General features: G+C 53.2%; 12 protein-coding genes. 4 read left to right on the plus strand and 8 right to left on the minus strand.

Annotated features, from left to right (window positions below; all coding sequences use genetic code 11):
* Positions 1 to 21 precede the first annotated feature (21 nt).
* Positions 22 to 1,545: a malate:quinone oxidoreductase gene (locus B0B12_RS02890; protein WP_076665980.1), complete on the plus strand. Its 1,524-nt coding sequence runs from the start codon at positions 22 to 24 to the stop codon at positions 1,543 to 1,545.
* 121 nt (positions 1,546 to 1,666) lie between these two features.
* Here B0B12_RS02890 and B0B12_RS02895 read toward each other — a convergent pair whose 3' ends face one another.
* Positions 1,667 to 3,598, minus strand: coding sequence for a M13 family metallopeptidase (locus B0B12_RS02895; RefSeq protein WP_139337780.1), 1,932 nt, complete (start codon positions 3,596 to 3,598; stop codon positions 1,667 to 1,669).
* Between the two features lie 715 nt (positions 3,599 to 4,313).
* A complete protein-coding gene (locus tag B0B12_RS02900) occupies positions 4,314 to 5,927 on the minus strand; it encodes an AprA-related methyltransferase (protein WP_076665981.1) in 1,614 nt (537 codons plus the stop codon).
* A gap of 102 nt (positions 5,928 to 6,029) precedes the next feature.
* On the opposite strand from B0B12_RS02900, the gene B0B12_RS02905 reads away from it, so the two are divergent.
* From B0B12_RS02905 to B0B12_RS02915, 3 genes are all read left to right on the plus strand, one after another.
* Complete coding sequence (locus B0B12_RS02905; RefSeq protein ID WP_076665982.1) at positions 6,030 to 6,587, plus strand: fasciclin domain-containing protein; 558 nt, start codon at positions 6,030 to 6,032, stop codon at positions 6,585 to 6,587.
* Between the two features lie 183 nt (positions 6,588 to 6,770).
* Complete coding sequence (locus tag B0B12_RS02910) at positions 6,771 to 8,225, plus strand: M16 family metallopeptidase (RefSeq protein ID WP_244554574.1); 1,455 nt, start codon at positions 6,771 to 6,773, stop codon at positions 8,223 to 8,225.
* A gap of 5 nt (positions 8,226 to 8,230) precedes the next feature.
* The gene (locus B0B12_RS02915; RefSeq protein WP_076665983.1) at positions 8,231 to 9,631 is read left to right on the plus strand and encodes a M16 family metallopeptidase; all 1,401 of its coding nucleotides are present in this window, start codon (positions 8,231 to 8,233) and stop codon (positions 9,629 to 9,631) included.
* Positions 9,632 to 10,263: 632 nt separating this feature from the next.
* Here the strand turns inward: B0B12_RS02915 and B0B12_RS02920 are convergent.
* The 6 genes from B0B12_RS02920 to B0B12_RS02945 all read right to left on the minus strand — a co-directional run bounded on the left by B0B12_RS02920 (position 10,264) and on the right by B0B12_RS02945 (position 19,864).
* Positions 10,264 to 10,494, minus strand: coding sequence for a hypothetical protein (locus tag B0B12_RS02920; RefSeq protein ID WP_076665984.1), 231 nt, complete (start codon positions 10,492 to 10,494; stop codon positions 10,264 to 10,266).
* 197 nt (positions 10,495 to 10,691) lie between these two features.
* The gene (gene hrpB, locus B0B12_RS02925) at positions 10,692 to 13,325 is read right to left on the minus strand and encodes an ATP-dependent helicase HrpB (RefSeq protein ID WP_244554575.1); all 2,634 of its coding nucleotides are present in this window, start codon (positions 13,323 to 13,325) and stop codon (positions 10,692 to 10,694) included.
* Complete coding sequence (locus tag B0B12_RS02930; RefSeq protein WP_076665986.1) at positions 13,270 to 13,773, minus strand: ankyrin repeat domain-containing protein; 504 nt, start codon at positions 13,771 to 13,773, stop codon at positions 13,270 to 13,272. The genes hrpB and B0B12_RS02930 overlap by 56 nt, the downstream gene beginning before the upstream one ends.
* A gap of 48 nt (positions 13,774 to 13,821) precedes the next feature.
* A complete protein-coding gene (locus B0B12_RS02935) occupies positions 13,822 to 14,118 on the minus strand; it encodes an antibiotic biosynthesis monooxygenase family protein (protein WP_076665987.1) in 297 nt (98 codons plus the stop codon).
* 4 nt (positions 14,119 to 14,122) lie between these two features.
* Positions 14,123 to 18,268, minus strand: coding sequence for a chemotaxis protein CheB (locus B0B12_RS02940; RefSeq protein ID WP_076665988.1), 4,146 nt, complete (start codon positions 18,266 to 18,268; stop codon positions 14,123 to 14,125).
* A gap of 33 nt (positions 18,269 to 18,301) precedes the next feature.
* Positions 18,302 to 19,864: a GAF domain-containing protein gene (locus B0B12_RS02945; protein WP_076665989.1), complete on the minus strand. Its 1,563-nt coding sequence runs from the start codon at positions 19,862 to 19,864 to the stop codon at positions 18,302 to 18,304.
* Positions 19,865 to 20,041 lie beyond the last annotated feature (177 nt).

Below are 20,041 nucleotides of genomic sequence, written 5' to 3' on the forward strand. Positions count from 1 at the left end.
GAACCCAAAGCTGAAATTTTTATGAAAACAGACCAAAGACTGCCTGATGTTTCGGAGGCGGATGTCGTGCTGATTGGTGCGGGAATTATGAGTGCGACACTGGGTATGATGCTAAAACAGCTGCAACCCGACCTGCGGATCACGGTGCTCGAGCGGTTGGATGAAGCCGCGGCCGAAAGCTCCGACGCCTGGAACAATGCCGGAACCGGGCACGCCGCTTTCTGTGAGTTAAATTATACCCCGGAAAAAGCGGATGGCAGCATCGATACGACAAAGGCAGTCAGTATATCCGAATCGTTTGAAATCTCGCGTCAGTTCTGGTCCTACCTGATACAGGAAAATCAGTTGACCCTGCCTGGTAATTTCATTCGAAATGTTCCGCACATGAGTTTTGTGTGGGGCGATGAGAACGTCAACTTCCTCAAAAGACGCCACGACGCGCTGACTGCCTGCCATCTTTTTGAAGGTATGGCTTACACAGAGGATGTGGAAGAATTGAAGTCCTGGATGCCGCTGGTGATGGAGGGGCGCGATCTGCTCATGAAGGTGGCTGCCACCCGGATGGACCTGGGAACAGACGTGAATTTTGGTGCGCTGACCCGCTCTATGTTTGAGCAGTTGAGCAAAATGGAAGGAGTGCACCTATACTTCGGCTACGACGTGCGCAAACTAAAGCAACGCCCCGATAACCGCTGGAGTGTCCGCATCCGGCACCGCGATACGCGTACGAAGCATAAGGTACGTGGCAACTTCGTTTTTATTGGTGCAGGTGGTGGTTCTTTGCCGCTGCTGCTGAAGTCAGGTATACCGGAAGGAGAGGGCTTCGGTGGTTTCCCGGTGAGCGGGCAGTGGCTCAAGTGCACCAACCCTGCGGTTATTGAGCAACATCGTGCCAAGGTATACGGCAAGGCTTCCGTGGGTTCCCCGCCCATGTCGGTGCCGCACCTGGATACCCGCTTTATCAATGGCAAGCGCGAACTTTTGTTTGGTCCCTATGCCGGATTCACCACCAAGTTCCTCAAGAATGGCTCCTTCTTCGATCTGCCCTTGTCGCTTAAAGTCAACAACCTGCACCCCATGTTAGCAGCTGGGGTCAAGAACATCCCACTCACTCAGTACCTGATCAACCAGGTACGGCAGTCGCCTGATGAGCGGGTGGAGGCGCTGCGGCAGTATTACCCGGAGGCGCGTAGCGAGGACTGGAAACTGGAAGTGGCCGGGCAGCGTGTACAGGTAATCAAGAAAGACCCTAAGCACGGCGGCGTGCTGGAGTTCGGGACAGAGGTTGTAGCCGGAGCAGACGGGTCGCTGGCGGCCCTGCTAGGTGCTTCTCCGGGGGCTTCTACCGCCGTCTCAATCATGATCAACTTACTAGAACGCTGTTTCCCGGAGAAGATGCAGTCAACGGCCTGGCAGGAGAAAATGAAGCAGATGATCCCGTCGTATGGTGAATCGCTTGCAGATGATCCGGTTCTGCTCCGGAAGGTGCGCAGCTGGACCAGCGAAGTGCTTGGCTTGCAGGATACAGTGGATAGTCAGGTATAGAACTGATCATCTGGCTGCGCTATACCTGAAGCTTGTTCCCAGCTTTCCTTCGCCGTATTAGAAATAAAAAGCCCTCCCGACTGCTGTCAGGAGGGCTTTTGTCATGTAGATCAGGTATAAGCTACCAGATTCTGATTCTGTCTTCGGGCTTTTTGTAAAGCTTTTCGCCAGGCTTCACGTTGAAGGCCTTATACCAGGCATCCATGTTCACAGGCGCACCGATGGTACGGTACATGCCCGGAGAGTGCGTATCAGTCAGGATCAGCTGGGCAGCTGTCTCAGGCAGTATGTTCGTTCTCCATACCTGTGCCCAGGCCAGGAAGAAGCGCTGGTCCGGCGTGAAGCCGTCGATCTTCTTCTTTGACTTGCCTTGCTTGGTCATCTTAAAGGCTTCGTAAGCGGCGTTCAGGCCACCCAGGTCACCGATGTTCTCACCCAACGTCAGTTTACCGTTCACGTGGATGGTGTCCAGCACGGTATAGCCGTTGAATTGCTCCACCAGCTGGTTGGCTCGCTGCATGAAGCGGTCACGGTCTTCGGCCGTCCACCAGTTGCGCAGGTTACCGTCTTTGTCGTACTGGCTACCCGAATCGTCGAAACCATGGGAGATCTCGTGGCCGATCACCGCACCGATACCGCCGTAATTCACTGCGTCATCCGCGTTCGGGTCGAAGAACGGGAATTGCAGGATACCGGCCGGGAACACGATCTCGTTCATTACCGGGCTATAGTAGGCGTTCACAGTTGGAGGCGTCATGCCCCACTTGGTTCTGTCCACCGGTTTGCCCAACTGGCTTACCATGTCATTGTAGCCCCACTGGCCAGCGTTGCGCACGTTTTGGAAGAACGAGTTGCGGCTGATCGCCAGGCCATCGTAGGTCTTCCATTTCTCAGGATAACCTACTTTCGGACGGAAAGTAGCAAGCTTCGCCAGTGCTTTATCTTTTGTCTCAGGCGACATCCACTCCAGTCCTTTGATGCGGATCTCGTAAGCCTTGATCAGGTTGGCGATCATCTCGTCCATACGGGCTTTTGCCTCCGGCTTAAAGTGCTTGGCTACGTATAGTTGGCCCAGCAACTCACCGATGGTGCCGTCCGTCAGCTGCGACATGCGCTGCCAGCGTGGCGTCTGTACTTTCTGGCCGGTCAGGGTCTGTGTGAAGGCAAAGTTCGCGTTCACGAAGTCGGAGCTCAGGTATGGCGCGGCTGATTTCAGTACATTCCACTGCAGGTACGTTTGCCAGTTCGCCACAGGTGTAGCGGCGAGCAGGCCGTTCAGCTCAATGAAGAATTTCGGGTTATTCACCAGGATGGTGTCTTCGCCAGATACCTTCATCTTCGTCATCAGCGATTTCCAGTCCATGTTTGATGTGGTCTTGCTGAAATCGGCAACGGCAAATTTGTTGTAAGTTTTGTGCGGGTCACGCATCTCCACGCGGGCCATCTGGGTGGCCGCCAGTTGCTTCTCAATGTTGAAGATGGTCTCCGCATTCTTCTGAGCAGTAGCCTGGTCCACGCCAGTCAGGGTGAAGAGCGTCGCGATGTATTTCTTGTAATCATCCTGAATTTTAGTGCTGCGGGCGTCATTCTTCAGGTAGTAGTCGCGGTCTGGCAGGGTAGTTCCGCCCTGGCTCAACTGCGGGATCATCACTTCCACATTTTTGCGGTCCTGGCCCACGAAGAAGCCGAACATAGGCGCAGCCGTACCTGAAGTTCGTAGGTTAGCCACTTCGTTCAGTACCCCGTTCACGTCTTTGATACCCTTAATGCGCTCCAGGTCTGCTTTGATCGGTTCGTAACCAAGTTTCTCAATAGCGGCACTGTCCATGGCGGCAGCGTAGAAGTCCCCTACACGGCGCTCCACTGAGCCAGCTTGTGCATTGGTTTTTGCGGCGGCATCGTTGAGGATGGTGCGCACAGCAATGATGTTGAAATCGCGCAGCTGGTTAAAGCTACCCCAGCGGGTTTCCTTGGCAGGTACCGGGTTGTTGCGCAGCCATACGCCGTTGGCGTAGGTATAGAAGTCATCGCCAGGCTTCACGTTCAGGTCCATGTTGGCCTTGTCGATGAACTTTGCCTGCCCGGCTGGTCCCTTGCCACCGTACTGGGCAGAGGCCTCCAGGGCGCAAAGCGTCGCCGCTCCGAAAAGCAGGAGCCGCAGGCGGTTCTTCCAGGCTGACTTTACTTCCACGTTTCGGGAAAGTGCAGCCGTGTTCTTTGTGTCTTTCATGTTAGGATGAATTTGTTTTAGGTTCAAAAAGCTGTTGTTAGAACAGAAGGTTTTTGAATGCCCTAAAATAAGGCTTCTGATTGAAAAGTGAATGGTATTTTTTCTGCCTTATTTAAAGCGTACACTTTTTTCACAACACAGTGAACCCTCCGATAGTTTAACCGGACCGAATTTTCCCGGCTTTGCCATACCTAGACATGCTGTATACCGGAAGCTAAGCAAAGAATCCTTCTCCGGTCACGACCAGTTGTGTTATACATTACCTTGCCAGGCGGGTATCATGCACTCTGTATCCAGCATAGACAGAAGAATTTGTGCGAAGGACAGCCTGGGCCTATCGTAGGAGGGAACCAGTTATAAGTTACAAAGCAGAAGAGCCAGAACGTAGAGGCTTAATGTCTCCAAAACGGTCACCCGGCAGGTATAGCAGCTCCCTTCAGAGCGATTGTTTGAAGGGAGCTGCTGTATGTAATTGACCATGTCGTGTAAGGGCAAACCGGTACTTCAATGAGATGGTATCACAGGTATAGGTATAGCCTTACTGCGTTTCGCCTTTCAGCAAGTTGATGCTGATGGTCGCCATGTCAGAGTCCGGGAAGCGACGGAAGGCCCCTTTGTCGGGGTGCAAGCCGGCTTCTCTAGCTACTTTATGAAATACTTCCACCTCCACGATGTATTGGTCTGAGAAACCGTGTGTTGCATCATAAGCGGTGGCGGCTGTTTTGCCCAGGTTAGCGGCTGCCAGGGTAGGGGGGATGGTATGCAGCTCCATAGTCAGCAGGCCGAACTTATCCACATAGGGCGTCCACTTTTTGAGGTGCTCCAGCAGGTTGTCCTCTACCTCATTGTTGCTCACCCGCCTGCCCCGGAAAGCAAAGGCCCCCGTCGACTGGCTCAACCGATTTTCGGTTCGTTGCGCCGGCTGCTCCCAGATGCGGTTATGGTCGAGGAAGGTGCGCACGTTGAGCAATTCCTTCAGGTCGATGTTGTAGTTCTCGCGCAGGTCTTGCGCCAGCAGGTCCGGACGCCCGATGTCGCCCCAGATCACTTTGGCCCAGATGTCGGCTTTGATCAGGTTGGCACGGGTCACCTTCAGCGCAGCCTGGTTGAAGTCGGCCCCCACCAGAAAGAGCGGGTGCTGGTCCAGCATTTTTCCCCGGGCGGTCTGCCGCTCGATCACCTCGAACATATGCTGCAGAAAAGCCCCGTTGCCGCAACCCATGTCCAGTATGCCTTTGGGCTGCTCGTTTATCGGTCGGTTGAATAACTCGATGATTATTTCGTCGATTACATTGAAATAGGTGGCATGCGCACCGCCGCTGCCCCATACGTTCATCTCCCGGTCCACGTGCAGTTCGGGCGCCCCTTCCGGCTTATTCCAAAGGATGTTCGGGTTGCCAAAGATCATCTCGTCGAGGTGACGGAAGGTGGGGATGTAGGAAACCGTGACACCGTAAGCACTGCCCCGCTTGGCAAAGAAAATTCCTTCGTCGGTATACTCATACTGGTCACGCACTTTCCGGAACCAGCCCAGGTGCGCAAACAGGTCGAGTATCTTGCGGAAATCCTCGTGGTTTTCATGAAACTCCTCGGGGCTGAAACGGCTCTCCATAAAGTATTTATGAAACATACCGTTCATGCCCAGCCGCACGATCGTCGGACCCATCAGCAGGCCTTCGATGTGTTTGAGTACCTGCTCCTGCACACTTTGCTCATCCGGATTATCCGATGGCTTCAAGCCATACCTGTCTTTATACCTGTCAGCCACCTTTGCCCATACCTGGTAGGGTTCCTTCTCGAACTTGCGCGGATGAAAATTACCCGACAGCTGCATTAACTGCACGACATCCTCATATAAAGGCACAAGGGGAATGGCGAGGCGCCCACGATCCGTTATGCGATAGTTCACCTGGTCGGTGGCATTGTTGAGGTCCTGCTCCAGCCAGCCCTGCGAACACAGCACGCGCAGCGCCACATTCAGGTAGCCGTCATTCGCTTTGAATCGTGAGACCAGTTCATCCAGGTTTGCCTGTTGCTCTTGCAACAGGTAGGCCAGCACCCCGTGTTTGTGCAGACTAAAGGCGGTTGGAGCCGTTACGATCCCATCCAGGTGGCGGAAAATAGTCTCACGCAGTTCGTTTTTGCTTCTCATAGTAAATAGTAACGAATATCATTTTTTAGACTAAGAACAGTCATATTTCAAGCACTTTAATTTACGGAATATTGCTACATCAAACTAAACCACCTAACGAAAATGAAAAGTTTACATGTAGCCTTGATAGCGATTGCCTTTGGTCTGATGACCTCATGCAACACGGAAAATCCACAAGAAACAGCTCAGGCAGCTCCTGAAACAGAAGCAACACCAGCCGCAGGACAATCTGCCGTGGCCGATGACCAGTCGCAGCAGAACGTGGTGCAGGTAGCCGCCGGTTCGCAGGACCACACCACGCTGGTAGCCGCCGTTAAGGCTGCCGGGCTCGTAGATGCGCTAACCAACGCAGGGCCGTTCACAGTGTTTGCACCGACCAATGCCGCTTTCGAGGCACTGCCCGCCGGGACGGTAGATGGCCTCCTGAAACCAGAGAGCCGCAGCGACCTGCGTAACATACTGCAATACCACGTTTATGTGGGCGTTATCCCCGCTGAGCGTTTTGACGACGACATGACCCTTGGTCAGGTAAACGGCGGCCGTGTGAAACTTGGTCTGGAAGGAGACCAGCCTACTGTAAACGGTGCTAAGATCATTGCCTCTATACCAGCCTCAAACGGAATCATTCACGTAATCGATCAGGTGTTGTTGCCGGAATAAGCCGCTCCCATGCAACAGCTGGCAGAATAGCCTGTGCTTAAGGACCTTAAGCACAGGCTAATTTTTTTATATAGGATAAGCCTTATTTTAAAATTTAACATATTTTTTAGTATATATTTTAGTTAGTTCTCGTATTATGTTCTGAATTAAGGCTTTCCCTATTTTCAACCTTATAATCAGCGCATGATGAATCACACACCTTTCCAAAATTATGTGAGATGGGGCGCATTGGCTCTAGTGCTCAGTTGGAGCGCCTGCGGACAGCGGACCACCACCCAGTCTCCTGAAACGACAACGGCCACAGCCGAGAGCGTACCCGCCACCGAGGAGCCACCAGCAACCGAATCGGGCTATCAGATTCCCGTGGACTACTATACCCTGGACAATGGTTTGAAGGTGGTTCTGTCGCAGGACAAGACGGCACCTATTGCCACCATCGCTGTGTATTATAACATCGGCTTCCGGAACGAGCCCAAAGACCGCACTGGTTTTGCGCACCTGTTCGAGCACATGATGTTCCAGGGCTCTGATAACCTGGGCAAAATGGAGTTCATTCAGCTTGTTCAGAAGAACGGCGGCATCCTCAACGGCTCTACCCGCTTCGACTTCACCAACTACTTCGAGATCGTACCGGCGCACAAACTTGAAACCATGCTTTGGGCAGAGGCGGATCGTATGAAGGGCCTCAACATCACCCAGGAAAACCTGACCAACCAGCAGGGCGTGGTGAAAAACGAGGTGAAGGTGAACGTGCTCAACCAGCCTTATGGTGGCTTCCCTTGGCTCGACATGCCGCAGTACGCGAATAAAAACTGGTACAACGCGCACAACTTCTATGGCGACCTCAAAGACCTGGATGCTGCCAACCTGCAGGACGTGCAGTCCTTTTTTGACACTTTCTACTCGCCTAACAATGCCGTGCTGGTCGTAGTCGGCGACTTCGAGACAGGTGATGCAAAAAAATGGATACAGCAGTATTTTGGCAGTATACCTACAGGCAAACTGCCGGCTCCTGTCGACCTGACCGAGCCGCGGCAGGAAAAAGAGCAGCGCTTCACCAAAGACGACAAATTGGCTAACCGTCCGGCCTTGGCTTTTGCCTACCACATGCCGGAGCGCAACTCGCCGGAGTACTACGCCATGGGCCTGCTCGACCAGATCCTGCTGCAGGGCAACGACAGCCGTCTTTACCAGGCACTGGTGCAGGAGCGGGGTTATACCGGTTCGGTGGATGGCGGCATCAATGCCTTTCTGGGCAATATGTTCAACTACAACGGTCCGATGCTGTGGATGGGCAGCCTGATCTATGACCAGAACGTGAATGCGGACGAGATCGTGAAAGTACTGGATGCCGAGATCCAGAAACTGCAGCAGGAGGGGATTGACAAGCAACTGATTGATCTGGCGATCGTGAAAATGCGCTCCTCCCTTTACGATCAGGTAAGTGCCTCATCCGGTTTCGGGAAAGCAGATCTGCTAGCCACTTTTGCCTTGTTCGACGACGATCCGGCTCGCATTAACCGGCTGGAGTCAGAGTTCCGTAAAGTGACGCCTGAGTTGCTCCGCAAAACGATTGAGGAGTACCTGCGTCCTACTAACCGCACTGTTCTTGTTGTTAAACCACTCGCAAAAAGCTAAGCGCCATGACTAGAAAGATATTTACAATCGCACTGTCCGCTGTCCTGACCTTGTCGGCAGGTATGGCCATGGCCCAAAAGCAAAGCCCGCCCGAGGGAGGCCAGCCACGTGACTTTAAACTTCCCGCCAAGCAGGAGTTCGAACTTGACAATGGACTTTCTGCCGTGATGGTGCCTTATGGCGACGTGCCCAAAGTAGAGGTAAGCATGGTGGTGCAGGTAGGCAACGTACACGAGACGGCCGAGCAAAATGGCCTGGCCGACATTGTGGGCAGCCTGATGCAGGAAGGCACTGCTACACGAAACGCCAAGCAGCTGGCCCAGGAGGTGGCTCGCCTGGGAGGCTCCTTGTACATAAGCGTTGGTCCTAACGAAACCTGGATTTCCGGCTCAGCACTGTCAGAGTTTGGTCCACAGTTGGTCGAGATCATGGCTGACCTGCTTAAAAATCCGGCCTTTCCACAGTCGGAGATGGATCGGATCAAGAATGACTTCAAGCGCCAGAACAATCTGCTCCGGCAGCAGCCGGGTGCCATTGCGCAGTCAAAGTTCAGAGGGGCGCTATACCCGAATCACCCCTATGGCCGCGACTTTCCGACCGATAAAATGATCGATGGCTTTACCCGCGAGCAGGTGCAGCAGTTTTACGAGCAGCAGTTCGGAGCCGACCGCACCACGGTATACGTGGCCGGTAAGTTTGACCAGGTCGCCATGAAGGACGCCGTGAACAGTCAGTTAAGCGATTGGCGGAAAGGGGCAGCCCCGCAGATCATGGTGGCCAAACCCGTTACCAAAAGCGACATGATCGTTCTGGACAGGCCGGGGGCGCCGCAGTCTACCATCGTATTCGGTTTGCCGGTTGTCGATCCTTCCCATCCTGATTACATGGCGCTGCGTGTGACAAACTCGCTATTGGGAGGCTCTTTCGGCTCACGCATCACCCGCAACATTCGCGAAGACAAAGGCTATACCTACTCGCCTTACAGCACCCTAGCCGCCCGTTACCGGGTAGGGGACTGGGCGCAGGTAGCCGATGTCACCACCGAGCACACGGGCAACTCCCTTCGCGAGATCCTGAACGAGATCAACCGCATGGCTACTGAAGCCCCTGCACCTGAAGAGCTGGAAGGCATTAAAAATTATGAAGCCGGTCTGTTCGTTCTGCGTAACTCATCTCCATCGGGTATCATTTCGCAGCTCAATTTCCTGAAATTGCACGATCTGCCAGATTCGTTCCTGGAAAACCAAGTACAGAACATCCATGCCGTAACTCCACAGCAGGTACAGCAAACCACACAGAAGTACATGCAGCCTAAAAACATGACCCTCGTAGTAGTAGGTGATAAAAAAGTGATCGATCCGCAACTGAAGAAATTTCAGGCAGAATTGAAGAAGAACGCACTTTAATAGGCAGTAAAGCACAAAAAAAGGGAGCCCGGTCCATATCCGGGCTCCCTTTTTTTGATTAGGGTAGGTATAAAATAAGAACAGACCCCTTTGCAGGAGTCTGTTCTCTATTGAAAAGATTAGTCTGTAACAATTAACTTTTCAACTTTTAGCCATTCCTTTATACGGGGCTAGTTTCAGGGTTGTTACAAAGTTTTTAAAAATAATTTTCCTTCTTAATTTCTGAGCCCCAGCTGGCGCCTCAACAAGTAGGCGATTTAACCTCGGTATGTCTCTGTTTCCAAATAATTAAGAGGGAGCTCACCTGCTCTCCAAATACTGTCCCAATGTGTAGACTTTGCCAGCAGGTATAGCTATTAAGTTGGACTGTGAGAGCGCAGGAAAATGAGCATGGGATTTAAACCAATGCTTGATCTGTACAAGAACTGGAATGATGAAAGGTAAACTGGCCCGTTTGAATTTTTCGCGCTATAGTATGGATAGGGCATAAAAAAAGAACAGCCCCTTCGAAAAGGAGCTGTTCTCTATTGAAAAGATTAGTCTGTAACAATTAACTTTTCAACTTTTAGCCGTTCTTTTATACGGCGGCATTTCGGGTGGGGTTGCATTCAACCAAAAAATATTTTTTTATTTTAGTTATTGTCCCGGTCGTTATCCCGATCAACATCTACTTTTTTGGTGTTTTTCGTGGTGTCGTAATCTACAACTGTTTCTGTTACTTCATATTCAGTCGCAACTGAGTCCCGATCTACCACTCGCTCTGTATCACTTTCTGTTGTTCCGGTTCTATTGGTGTTATCGCAGGCAACTAAAGCCATTGTACCAAACAGCACACCGAAGCCTGCATATAATATCTTTTTCATGGTTTTATAGTTTAAACTTGATCACAATACGATATTAGCCTATAAATAAAGCAGGTATAATATCGATTAATTGTACGATGTGATAGTTGTAAAAGGTTGTTTATCAGTATGATTTAGTTTGTATATTCTTTGTATAGTTCTATTTAAAGTCGAACTCAGAATGTTTCTGCTGATTTAAATAGTCCGTTTTGTACTGATTAATTACTTTTCCTTTTTATGCTGCGGGTAGGTATAGCCGTGAGCGGATCCTCCGGCCAGTGGTGTTTGGGGTAGCGTCCGCGCAGGTCTTTACGCACGTCAAAGTAGCCGGTGTTCCAGAAGCTTCGCAGGTCGCGGGTAACCTGTACGGGGCGGGAAGCAGGAGAGAGTAAGTGCATTAACAGTGGCACCTTGCCCGCTGCAATCCGGGGGGTGTCGAGCATACCGAACACTTCCTGTAATCGGACAGCCAACACAGGGGTCGAAGGATCAGTATAGTCCAAGGCAATACGGGAGCCGCTGGGAACCTGCAGGTGCGAGGGAGCCAGTTTGTCCAGTTCCTGTTGCTGTTCCCAAGTCAGCATAGACAAGAGGATATTCTGAAAATCGAGCCGGTTGACCTGCTCCAAGCTGCGCAGGCCGGCCAGGTGCGGCAAAAGCCAATTCTCCCTAGTCTCTTCCAATGCCTCGTCTGATACATCCGGCCAGGCGTCGGGTGCAAGCTGACGTAAGAAATTTATTCGTTGGCGTGTCCGGATAGCTTCCTCTGACCAGGGTAATCGTGCTATACCTTTCTCCTGCAATGCTTGCAGGAGCGCTGATGCCATTTGCTCCGGATCGGGCTGCGCAAGTTGTTTTTCCTCCAGCACCAAGGCACCTAGCTTGACAATGCGTCGCGCCTGCACCCGACCGCTGGCATTGTCCCAGCGCACCTCTTCGGATTGCGCAAGCTGGGCTGCGAAGTGTTCCTGCACTTCCCCTTTGCTTAGAGGCGCAGCCAGCAAAATGCGTGGATGCTGCCCTGCATCAAGGTGGGCAATGCCGTAGTAGGCAGCCTCGGAAAATATCTCCGTAGGGAGTGAGGCACGCTGGCCTGTGATCAGCCGTACCTTACCCGCGCTCTCGCGCTGAGCCAGCCGGTCAGGATAGGCGAGGGCTGTCAGAAGGCCGGCCGCATGCGCGTCGATGGTTCCCTTGGGGGCACGGAGGCGCTGCCGCAGGTGCTGGGCCTGTTCCTGTACCCGCCTGATAGCATTCTCGTCGCGCACGAAGCCAGGTATAGGCGGGCGCTTACCGGCCAGGAGTTCCAGCCGTAGGGTTAGGTCGGGCAGGGGAGTGTTGAAGGTTTGTTGTGCTCTGATGATGTCACGTTCTGCAAGCAGGGCGGCCAGGGTGCAAGCTGTTTCAGACAAACCTAGTTCGTGCCCACGGATCACCAGATGTCCGAGACGGGGAGTGAGGCCCATGGAGGCAATGGCCTTTCCGTGGGCGGTGGCCTGCCCCATATGATCGATCGCCTCCAGGCGCACCAGCAAATCACGGGCAAGTGAGAGTGCTGCTGGGGGCGGGGCATCCAGCCATTGCAAGGCACTGACGTCTTTTATACCCCACAAGGCCAGTTCCAGCGCCAGCCCCGACAGGTCAGCCTCGCTTATTTCAGGGTCCTGTCGCTCGGGCAGCTGCAACTGATCGGCCGTGGACCAGAGCCGGTAGCATACGCCGGGGCCTAATCGACCGGCGCGACCACGTCGCTGGTCGGCTGCAGCTTTGGATACAGGAGTGGTGACCAGTGTTGTGAGTCCGGTACGGGGCAGGAAGCGCGGGGTGCGCGCAAAGCCGCCGTCCACTACAATCTTCACGCCTTCTATGGTCAAGCTGGTTTCGGCAATGCTGGTGGCCAGCACTATTTTCCGTCGACCGGCTGGAGAAGGTTGGATAGCAGCCATCTGACGGCTTAGTGCCAAGTCACCGTGCAGCAAGTGTAGTTCTACATCGGCCGGCAGGCTGCTCTCCAGTTGATCTGCCACCCGTCGCATCTCGCCCATACCTGGCAGAAAGACGAGGATGTCTCCGTCAGGCACTTCGCGCAAGGCTTTCATGATTGCTCTGGGTACCAACTCCTGCAGGCGTTCAGCAGGTCGAGAACCGGCTGCCGCCACTTCGGCAGGGGAGAGGTAATGCGTTTCGACAGGGTAAAGGCGGCCGTCGCTTCGGATTACGGGTGCCTGGAGCCACTTGCCTATACCTGTTGCGTCGAGCGTGGCGCTCATGATGACGATGCGCAGGTCAGGACGAAGGACAGCTTGCGCATCCAGTGCGAGTGCCAGGCCCAAATCAGCCTGTAGACTGCGTTCGTGAAACTCGTCGAATAGGATAGCGGCTACACCTTCCAGAGCGGTGTCTTCCTGCAACATGCGCGTCAGAATGCCTTCGGTTACCACTTCCACGCGGGTACGGGAAGAGACAACGTGTTCCATGCGTACCCAATAACCGACGGTCTGGCCCAGGGTTTCCTGCATCAGATCGGCCATGCGCTGCGCGGCGGCACGGGTTGCCAGTCGGCGTGGTTCCAGCACCAGCACCTTGCCGCCCTGCAACCAGTCGGCATCTAACAGAGCTAGTGGCACAAGCGTAGTCTTACCAGCTCCGGGAGGGGCCTCCAGCACAGCGCGGTTCGAAGTGGCAAGTGCTTGCAGCAGGCTGGGGAGCGCTTCCTTTACGGGGAGCTCCGGCAGTTTAGGTATAGAAAGGGCGTACGACATGTCGCCGCAATTTCCGAAAAATAAGTTAAACTTATCAGGTGGTGCTTTCTGGGGAGGCTTCGAAAAGTTCCAGGGCTTCTTCGTTGCCAACCTGTGCGGCCATTTGCTGGGCGGTCAGGCCACGAACGTCGCGTAGCTCGCGGTTGGCGCCCTGCTCCAGCATAAACTTCACCATGTTGGTGCGGCCGTACATAGTGGCAAACATCAGCGCGGTGCCGCCGCTGCCGTTCTGCAGGTCAAGGTCTGCGCCGTATTCCAGCAGGAGCTCGGCTATACCTTCATAGCCGTTAAAACATTGCCCCATCAGGGCGGTGTTACCGGCCAGGTCCTGCGCATTGACATTAGCCCCCGCCTCCAGCAACATACGCGCTGCCTCGGGCTGGTTGTTGTAAGTCGCGATGATCAGAGGGGTGAAGCCACGGGGGCCTGGCTCGTTCACGTCAACACCTTCGTCAATCAGTTGCTTCAGCAGGGTGAGGTCGCCGCGCCGGGCAGCATCGAAGAGAATGTCAACAGGTCTAGTGGATTGGAAGGTCATAGGTATAAGGGCTTTTGATGTTGCCCTTACCTACGATGAAAACATGATTTAGTCACTCACCATGTCAAAAAAACGTATTTTCAGGCTGCCAGGCACTAGTTTTAAACCTTTCGGTATACCTTCGTGCGAGGCCTTCATGTGCTCCTTATACCATTCTTTGTAACTGGTTTCGTCGGTCCAGGTGGTCATCACCCAAAACTCATTTCCGTTTTCCTGTGGGGTAAAAACTTTCATGCCCAGAAATCCCTTCTCATGGTCGACCAGGTGTGGTCGTCTCACAAAGGCTTCCTTCACATCAGCTGCCATTCCGTTGGCAACCTCAAACTGGCTCATGGCTATGTACATATTTTTATTTTAAAATGGTGGTGGAACCTACTTCCTGTTGCTGAAACGTTAGCGTAAAAGTGGTTCCCTTGTCTGCCTCACTCTTCACGTGCACATGTCCGCCCGAGTTGTCCATGATGCGCTTCACAATGTAAAGCCCCATGCCGGTGCCGTCTACGTGGGAGTGGAAACGCTTGAAGAGCGTAAACATCTTGCCCTGGTTTTCTCTGTTGATGCCGAGCCCGTTGTCTTCAATACTCAGCACCAGTTTTTTCCCTTTGTGACCGCTTTTGATCCGGATGTGCGGTCTGCGCTCCGGCGAGCTATACTTGAGCGCGTTGCTCATCAGGTTATACAGAATGCTGTGCAGGTTCTTTCTGGAAAAGCTGATGTTAGGTGCCTCCGTAAAGTCTGTCTCAATGATCGCCTGTTTACGCTCCGCCTCTTCCCTCAACCCTTCATACACAGTCTTGTAAACTGCTTCGATCTCCAGCGGTTCCGACTCACCATCTACATCGCGCTGTACCTTGGCAATGTCGGTCAGGTCGCGGATCACATTTTTGAAGCGGCTGATGGAATCTTTGATCATGACGAAGAGCGGGTCTGTCGGCTCGCCTGGTAGCGGCTCCGCTTCCCGTATTTGTTCTTCGAGTACCAGCATCAGACCCTCTATGTTGGCGATCGGTGACTTGAGGTCGTGCGAGGCCGTGTACACGAAAGTGTCCAGGTCGTCGATTACGCGCATCAGGTGGTTGTTGGTGTGTTGCAGTTCCTCCTGCGCCAGCTTCAGGTCCGAAAGATCTATAAACGAGCCGATCATGCGGTACGGCATCTGGTACTCGTTATACAGAATGTAGGCCCTGTTCGAGACGTGGGTATACGTGCCTTCTTTGTGCTGGATGCGATATTCGGCATTCCACTGCTTTTTGCCGTTGTTGATGGCATTGTTCACGCTGCGCTCCACTTCCTTCCGGTCGTCAGGGTGCAGTTTCGAGAACCAGCCTTCCAGGCCACCAGCCATTTCATCTTCGTCGTAGCCCAGCATTTTAAAGAGCCCGTCACTCCACCAGATTTTGTTGGCTGCCAGATCCCAGTCCCACACCACGTCGTTGGTGGCCATGGCTACCAGCCTGAACCGTTCCTCGCTCTCTGCCAGTTCGCGGGTACGCTCCTGCACCAGGCGCTCCAGTTGGTTGTTGAGGATCGTCAGGTTTTCCTCTGCCTTCTTAAGCTCTTCGTAAGCTTCCAGCGTTTGTTCCTCGCTGTCTTTTTTATCATTGATGTTGGCCATGGTCACGGCAATGCCAACACCCATTTTCACGGCGGCAATTTCGTACCAGGCTTTTTGATCGTTCATTGTCAGTAACTGCTCAATGTGCAGGGGCTTGCCAGTCTCGACCACCTGGCAGAATTTCTGGAGCAGGCCGCTTTCGCGTAGGTGCGGTATCGTTGCTGACACACTTCCCTGCATCAGGTTGGCACTCGACTGGCCGAGCATTTCCTCTGCTTTCTTGTTGAGCAGGGTCCAGGTCAGGTCCTTGATCTGGCCCTTGCTGTCGCGGTCAGGCTGCATGGCCATGATGCTGTTAAGCGAGCTGTCGAGCACGCCCTGCACTACGCTGGTCAGTGTTTTGAGGGTGGTCACATCCACAAAACTGACCACGACACCGTCTTTGTTGCCGTCACGTTTCAGGTAAGGTATAATGCGCATCAGGAAATAGCGGCCACTTTCAGTCTCTACTTCATGCTCTATTTCCTGTGAGGTATTGTTCACCTGGCGAATATCATCAAACAGGCGGGCATACTTCAGGTTGTGCGACAGGTGGTGAACGGGTCGCCCGATGTCGCCTCCAATGATGTTGACGATCTGCTCAACGGACGGCGTATACTTGCGCACTTCAAGGTTGTGGTCTACAAAAAGCTGACCCACATTGGAGCTGCGGAAGTAGTTGTCCAGGTCTTCGTTAAGTTCCTGTAGTTCCTTTATTTTCAGTTGGTGCTCAGAGTTAACCGTATGCAGCTCTTCGTTTAGCGACTGCATTTCTTCGTTGGAGCTCTGCAGCTCCTCGTTACTCGACATCAGTTCTTCGTTGCTTGACTGCAGCTCTTCGTTTGTAGTGCTGAGGTCCTGCACGGTCATCTGCAGGCTTTCACGGGTTTCGCGCAGTTCTGTTTCTAGCGCAGTCAGCTGCTGGTAGTAGTCCGAGTCCGAGAGGTGGGGCACCTCGCTTAGTTTAGGCTGCGGACTTACTTCGCCCATTTCCTGCAACAATACCAGGATGAGGGGCGGTTGGCCTTTTTCGAGCGTAACCGGGCGCACAGAGGTATGGATAAGGCGCTCTGTTTTTCCAAATTTCACGGCTACCTGCCTGCCCACCACACTGTGTTTCGTCTTAAGGGCCTTGCGGATGCTTACACTCAGCACAACGGCGAGCTCCTCCGGCACCATTTTAATCAGGTTGAAGTGCAGGCGTTTGTCCGGAAACTTGAGGAAACGGTTGATGTCGCCGATGCCGTGCAGCAGTTGGTAGTTGGAGTCAACGTAAAGGGCGGTGACTCTAAAGTCCTCTGCCAGGGCATCCATAAATGCCTCGTTGTAGCGGTTGAGCTGCGTGGTCTTAAACTGACTGGCCTGGCTTTGCTGCATGCTGGTATTCTGGTAATCTGTTACGCCATAGCTGCGCTGCAGGCTGCTGCGGTCTTTTACTTTTCGGAATAGCTTCCATTTGCGGTCTTCTTCCTCAAAGTATTCCTGCATGTCGCCAATGTGCTCGCTGGGGCCCAGAAGCAGGTAGCCGCCCATATTAAGGGCATACGGGAACAGGGAAAGTACTTTATGCTGCAAGCTAGGGTTGAGGTAGATGAGCATGTTCCGGCAGGAGATCAGGTCGATCTTGCTGAAAGGCGGGTCCTTCTGCAGGTCGTGCTGCGCAAAGATCACCATCTTGCGTATCTCATCGCTCACAATGTATTTGTTGCCTGTCTGCTGAAAGAAACGCTGCAGACGCTCTTCGGACACCTGTTTGCGAAGGTTGCCGGCAGGGTAGGCCCCTTTTGAAGCTTTCTGCAGGGCCGACTGGTCTATATCAGTCGCAAAGAGCTTGACATCCAGGTGACGGCCCAGCCTATGTGCGGCCTCCTGAAAAAGAATGGCCATTGAGTATGCTTCCTCACCCGTGCTGCAGGCCGTCACCCACACCTTGATGGGTTCTCCATCAGTTTTCGTCTCCAGTATACTGGGAATCACTTTGTCTTCCAGCAACTTAAAGGCCTCCGGATCACGGAAAAAGCTGGTCACGTTGATGAAAAACTCCTGACAGAGTATTTTTACCTCGGCCGGGTTGGCGTGGAGGTAATCCAGGTATTCCTGCAGACTGTTGAGCTTGAGCGCCTGTATGCGCTTGTGAATGCGGCGGTTGAGCGTGGGCTTTTTGTAATGAGTAAAGTCAACCTGTGTTTTGGTGCATACCAGGTCAAGAATTTGCTTGAGCACTGCTTCATCCTCCACCGGTTCCGACTGCTGCTTTCCATTTTGAATGATGCTCTTGACCAAAGGGGTACGCCGCGTATACTCGATCACCTCATGCGGAATCTGATCCGGCGGGAGCACAAAGTCTACACTGCCCGTATCGATGGCGCTGCGGGGCATACCGTCAAATTTCGCACTTTCCGGATCCTGCACCACTACCAGCCCGCCAGCCTGCTTGATGGCGCGCACACCTTTGCTGCCGTCTGTTCCAGTGCCTGACAGCACGATGCCGATGGCGTAAGGGCCGCGGTCCACTGCCAGCGACTCAAAAAAAGTGTCGACTGCAAAGTTGGGCTCGCGGTTGCGGGGTTTTTCGGTCAGGCGGAGCCGCCCGTTCTGCAGGCTTAGTTGCTTGCCGCTGGGCAGCACGTACACACAGTTGGGCCGGGTAAAGGTATTGTCCTCCGCCTCACGAACCTGCATGCTGGTGTGCTTCGACAGCAACTCAGCCATCAGGCTTTTGTGGTCAGGCGACAGGTGCTGAATGATCACGAAGGAGAAGCTGGAGTTCCCGGGAAAGTGGTCGAAGAGCTTGTGGATAGCCTCCAAACCTCCCGCAGAAGCGCCTATGCCTACCAGGTAATGGTCGGCGGGCCTGGGGCTTACTTTCTGGTCCTGCTTTTTATTTGCTTGCTGCAACATGCTGTGTTAGCCGAATAAAGGTAATTTGTATTCTCAGTACTTCTCGCGGATTATCTTGCTAAGCACGGCGCTGCGCAGTGCCTCCGCCGCTTCCACCTCTTCCTGTCTCCAGGGGAGGGACGTTAGCTGCACCGTTTGCTGGTATAGCGCGAACGAGTTGCGGGGATGATAGCTTTTGCCGTCCGGTTCCTTCCGGATGGCCTGATCAGGGTTGCCGCTCCAATTGACAGTTTGCAGCACCTCGCCCCGGAAGCACATGATGTATTCTCCCTGGTCCGGATTGATGGGTATTGCCAGCAAACCGCTTGCCTCGTCTTTGTAGTCTTTGCTGTTCGGATAAGCTTGTGGGAGCGAATTAGTTACGTATGTCTTGTCGGAGCTGTTGCGCCGCAGCCACGAAGCAAGCTCTTTTATTTTCTGAACAGGCGGGGTTTTACCCACTGTTTGCACATTGCCTTCATATACCACAGCCGCCCCGTCTAGTGACAGCAGCTCCACCAGGTTTGGTTTGCCGTGCAGGAGCGCTTCGGAGAAGAAGTCCTGGGTGAAGAGCTGTTCCATCATGGTGGCATACTGCCCACGCTTATGTGCCTGCATGGTGGCAAGCTGCTCTTTTTCGTAGGAGCCCAAACGAACTGCCGCTATGGTGGACAGCAGTTCCATAGCCGTACGCTCCTGGTAGCTTGGGTATTTCGGGGTTTTGTGGTGGCATGAGATCAGCCCCCACAGTTTGCCCTCCAAAATAAGCGGTACCGACATAGAAGCCGAGATACCCATATTGCCCATGTACTCCAAATGCACGCTGGCCACACTGCGCAGGTTACAACTGGTCAGGTCTGTGAACCGTCTTGTAATGGGGTTGAGGATAGGGTAGAGGCGCACCGGCTCGTAGTCGCGGGCAGGTATAAGGCGGTAAGGGTTTTTGAAATAAAGGTCACGCGCCTGTTTGGGTACATCAGAGGCCGGGAACCGAAGTCCCAGCAGGTCACTCATGTCCTCCGTTTTAGCCTGGCCGATCACGGTGCCATTCCACAAGGGGTCGAAGCGGTAGACGAGCACCCGGTCAAAACCCGTAAACTGCTTGAACTCATCGGCCACCACCTGGGCAATCGCCTCGGTGCCTTCAGCCTGCTTAATGTGGGAGGTAATGTATTTTATCTGTTGGAAGAAGCTCAGGAAAGACTTGTCATTTTCGCGCTGCGCAGGCTCCATTTCGATCAGGATCTGATCTGCCTCCGGATGCACGGTAGCCGTAAAGACCTGGCTGTTATCTTCTGTTCCAAACGTGAGCGAGAAGGGGATGTCCACCTGCTCTAGCTCTAATCGCTGTTCGCGGGAAAGTTTAAGTTGCAGATCCTTTAGCTCTGTTTCTGGCAGAAAAGAGGCAAGGGGTTGCTCCAGTATCGCTTCCGGCGCAAGATCCAGCAGATCTGAAATGTTTTCACTTACCTGTCGGATGTGTAGCGACTTGTCAAGCACCAGCAGGAGGCCGTGCGGTTGAATCAGGTTGATCTGGTGTAAGGGGATGCTTCCGCAGAAATCAGAATCATAGTTTTTTTCGCCACTGTATTGCAGCGCAGTTGTTTTGTTCTCCATAGTATTCCATTGCAACTGCCAGGGGTGTAAGCGGAACCGAAACCTAGATAATACTGGTGTTTAGATTCCTCTGGCAAGGGGCGTCAGGCCGTAAATTAAGTATTTTTCCCCTAAAAGCATGAATAATCTTCTTTTTATCTGGAAACAATATGCGGCCTTATGATCCATTAAATTGCA

Source organism: Pontibacter indicus (genome assembly GCF_900156345.1).
Lineage (GTDB): Bacteria > Bacteroidota > Bacteroidia > Cytophagales > Hymenobacteraceae > Pontibacter > Pontibacter indicus.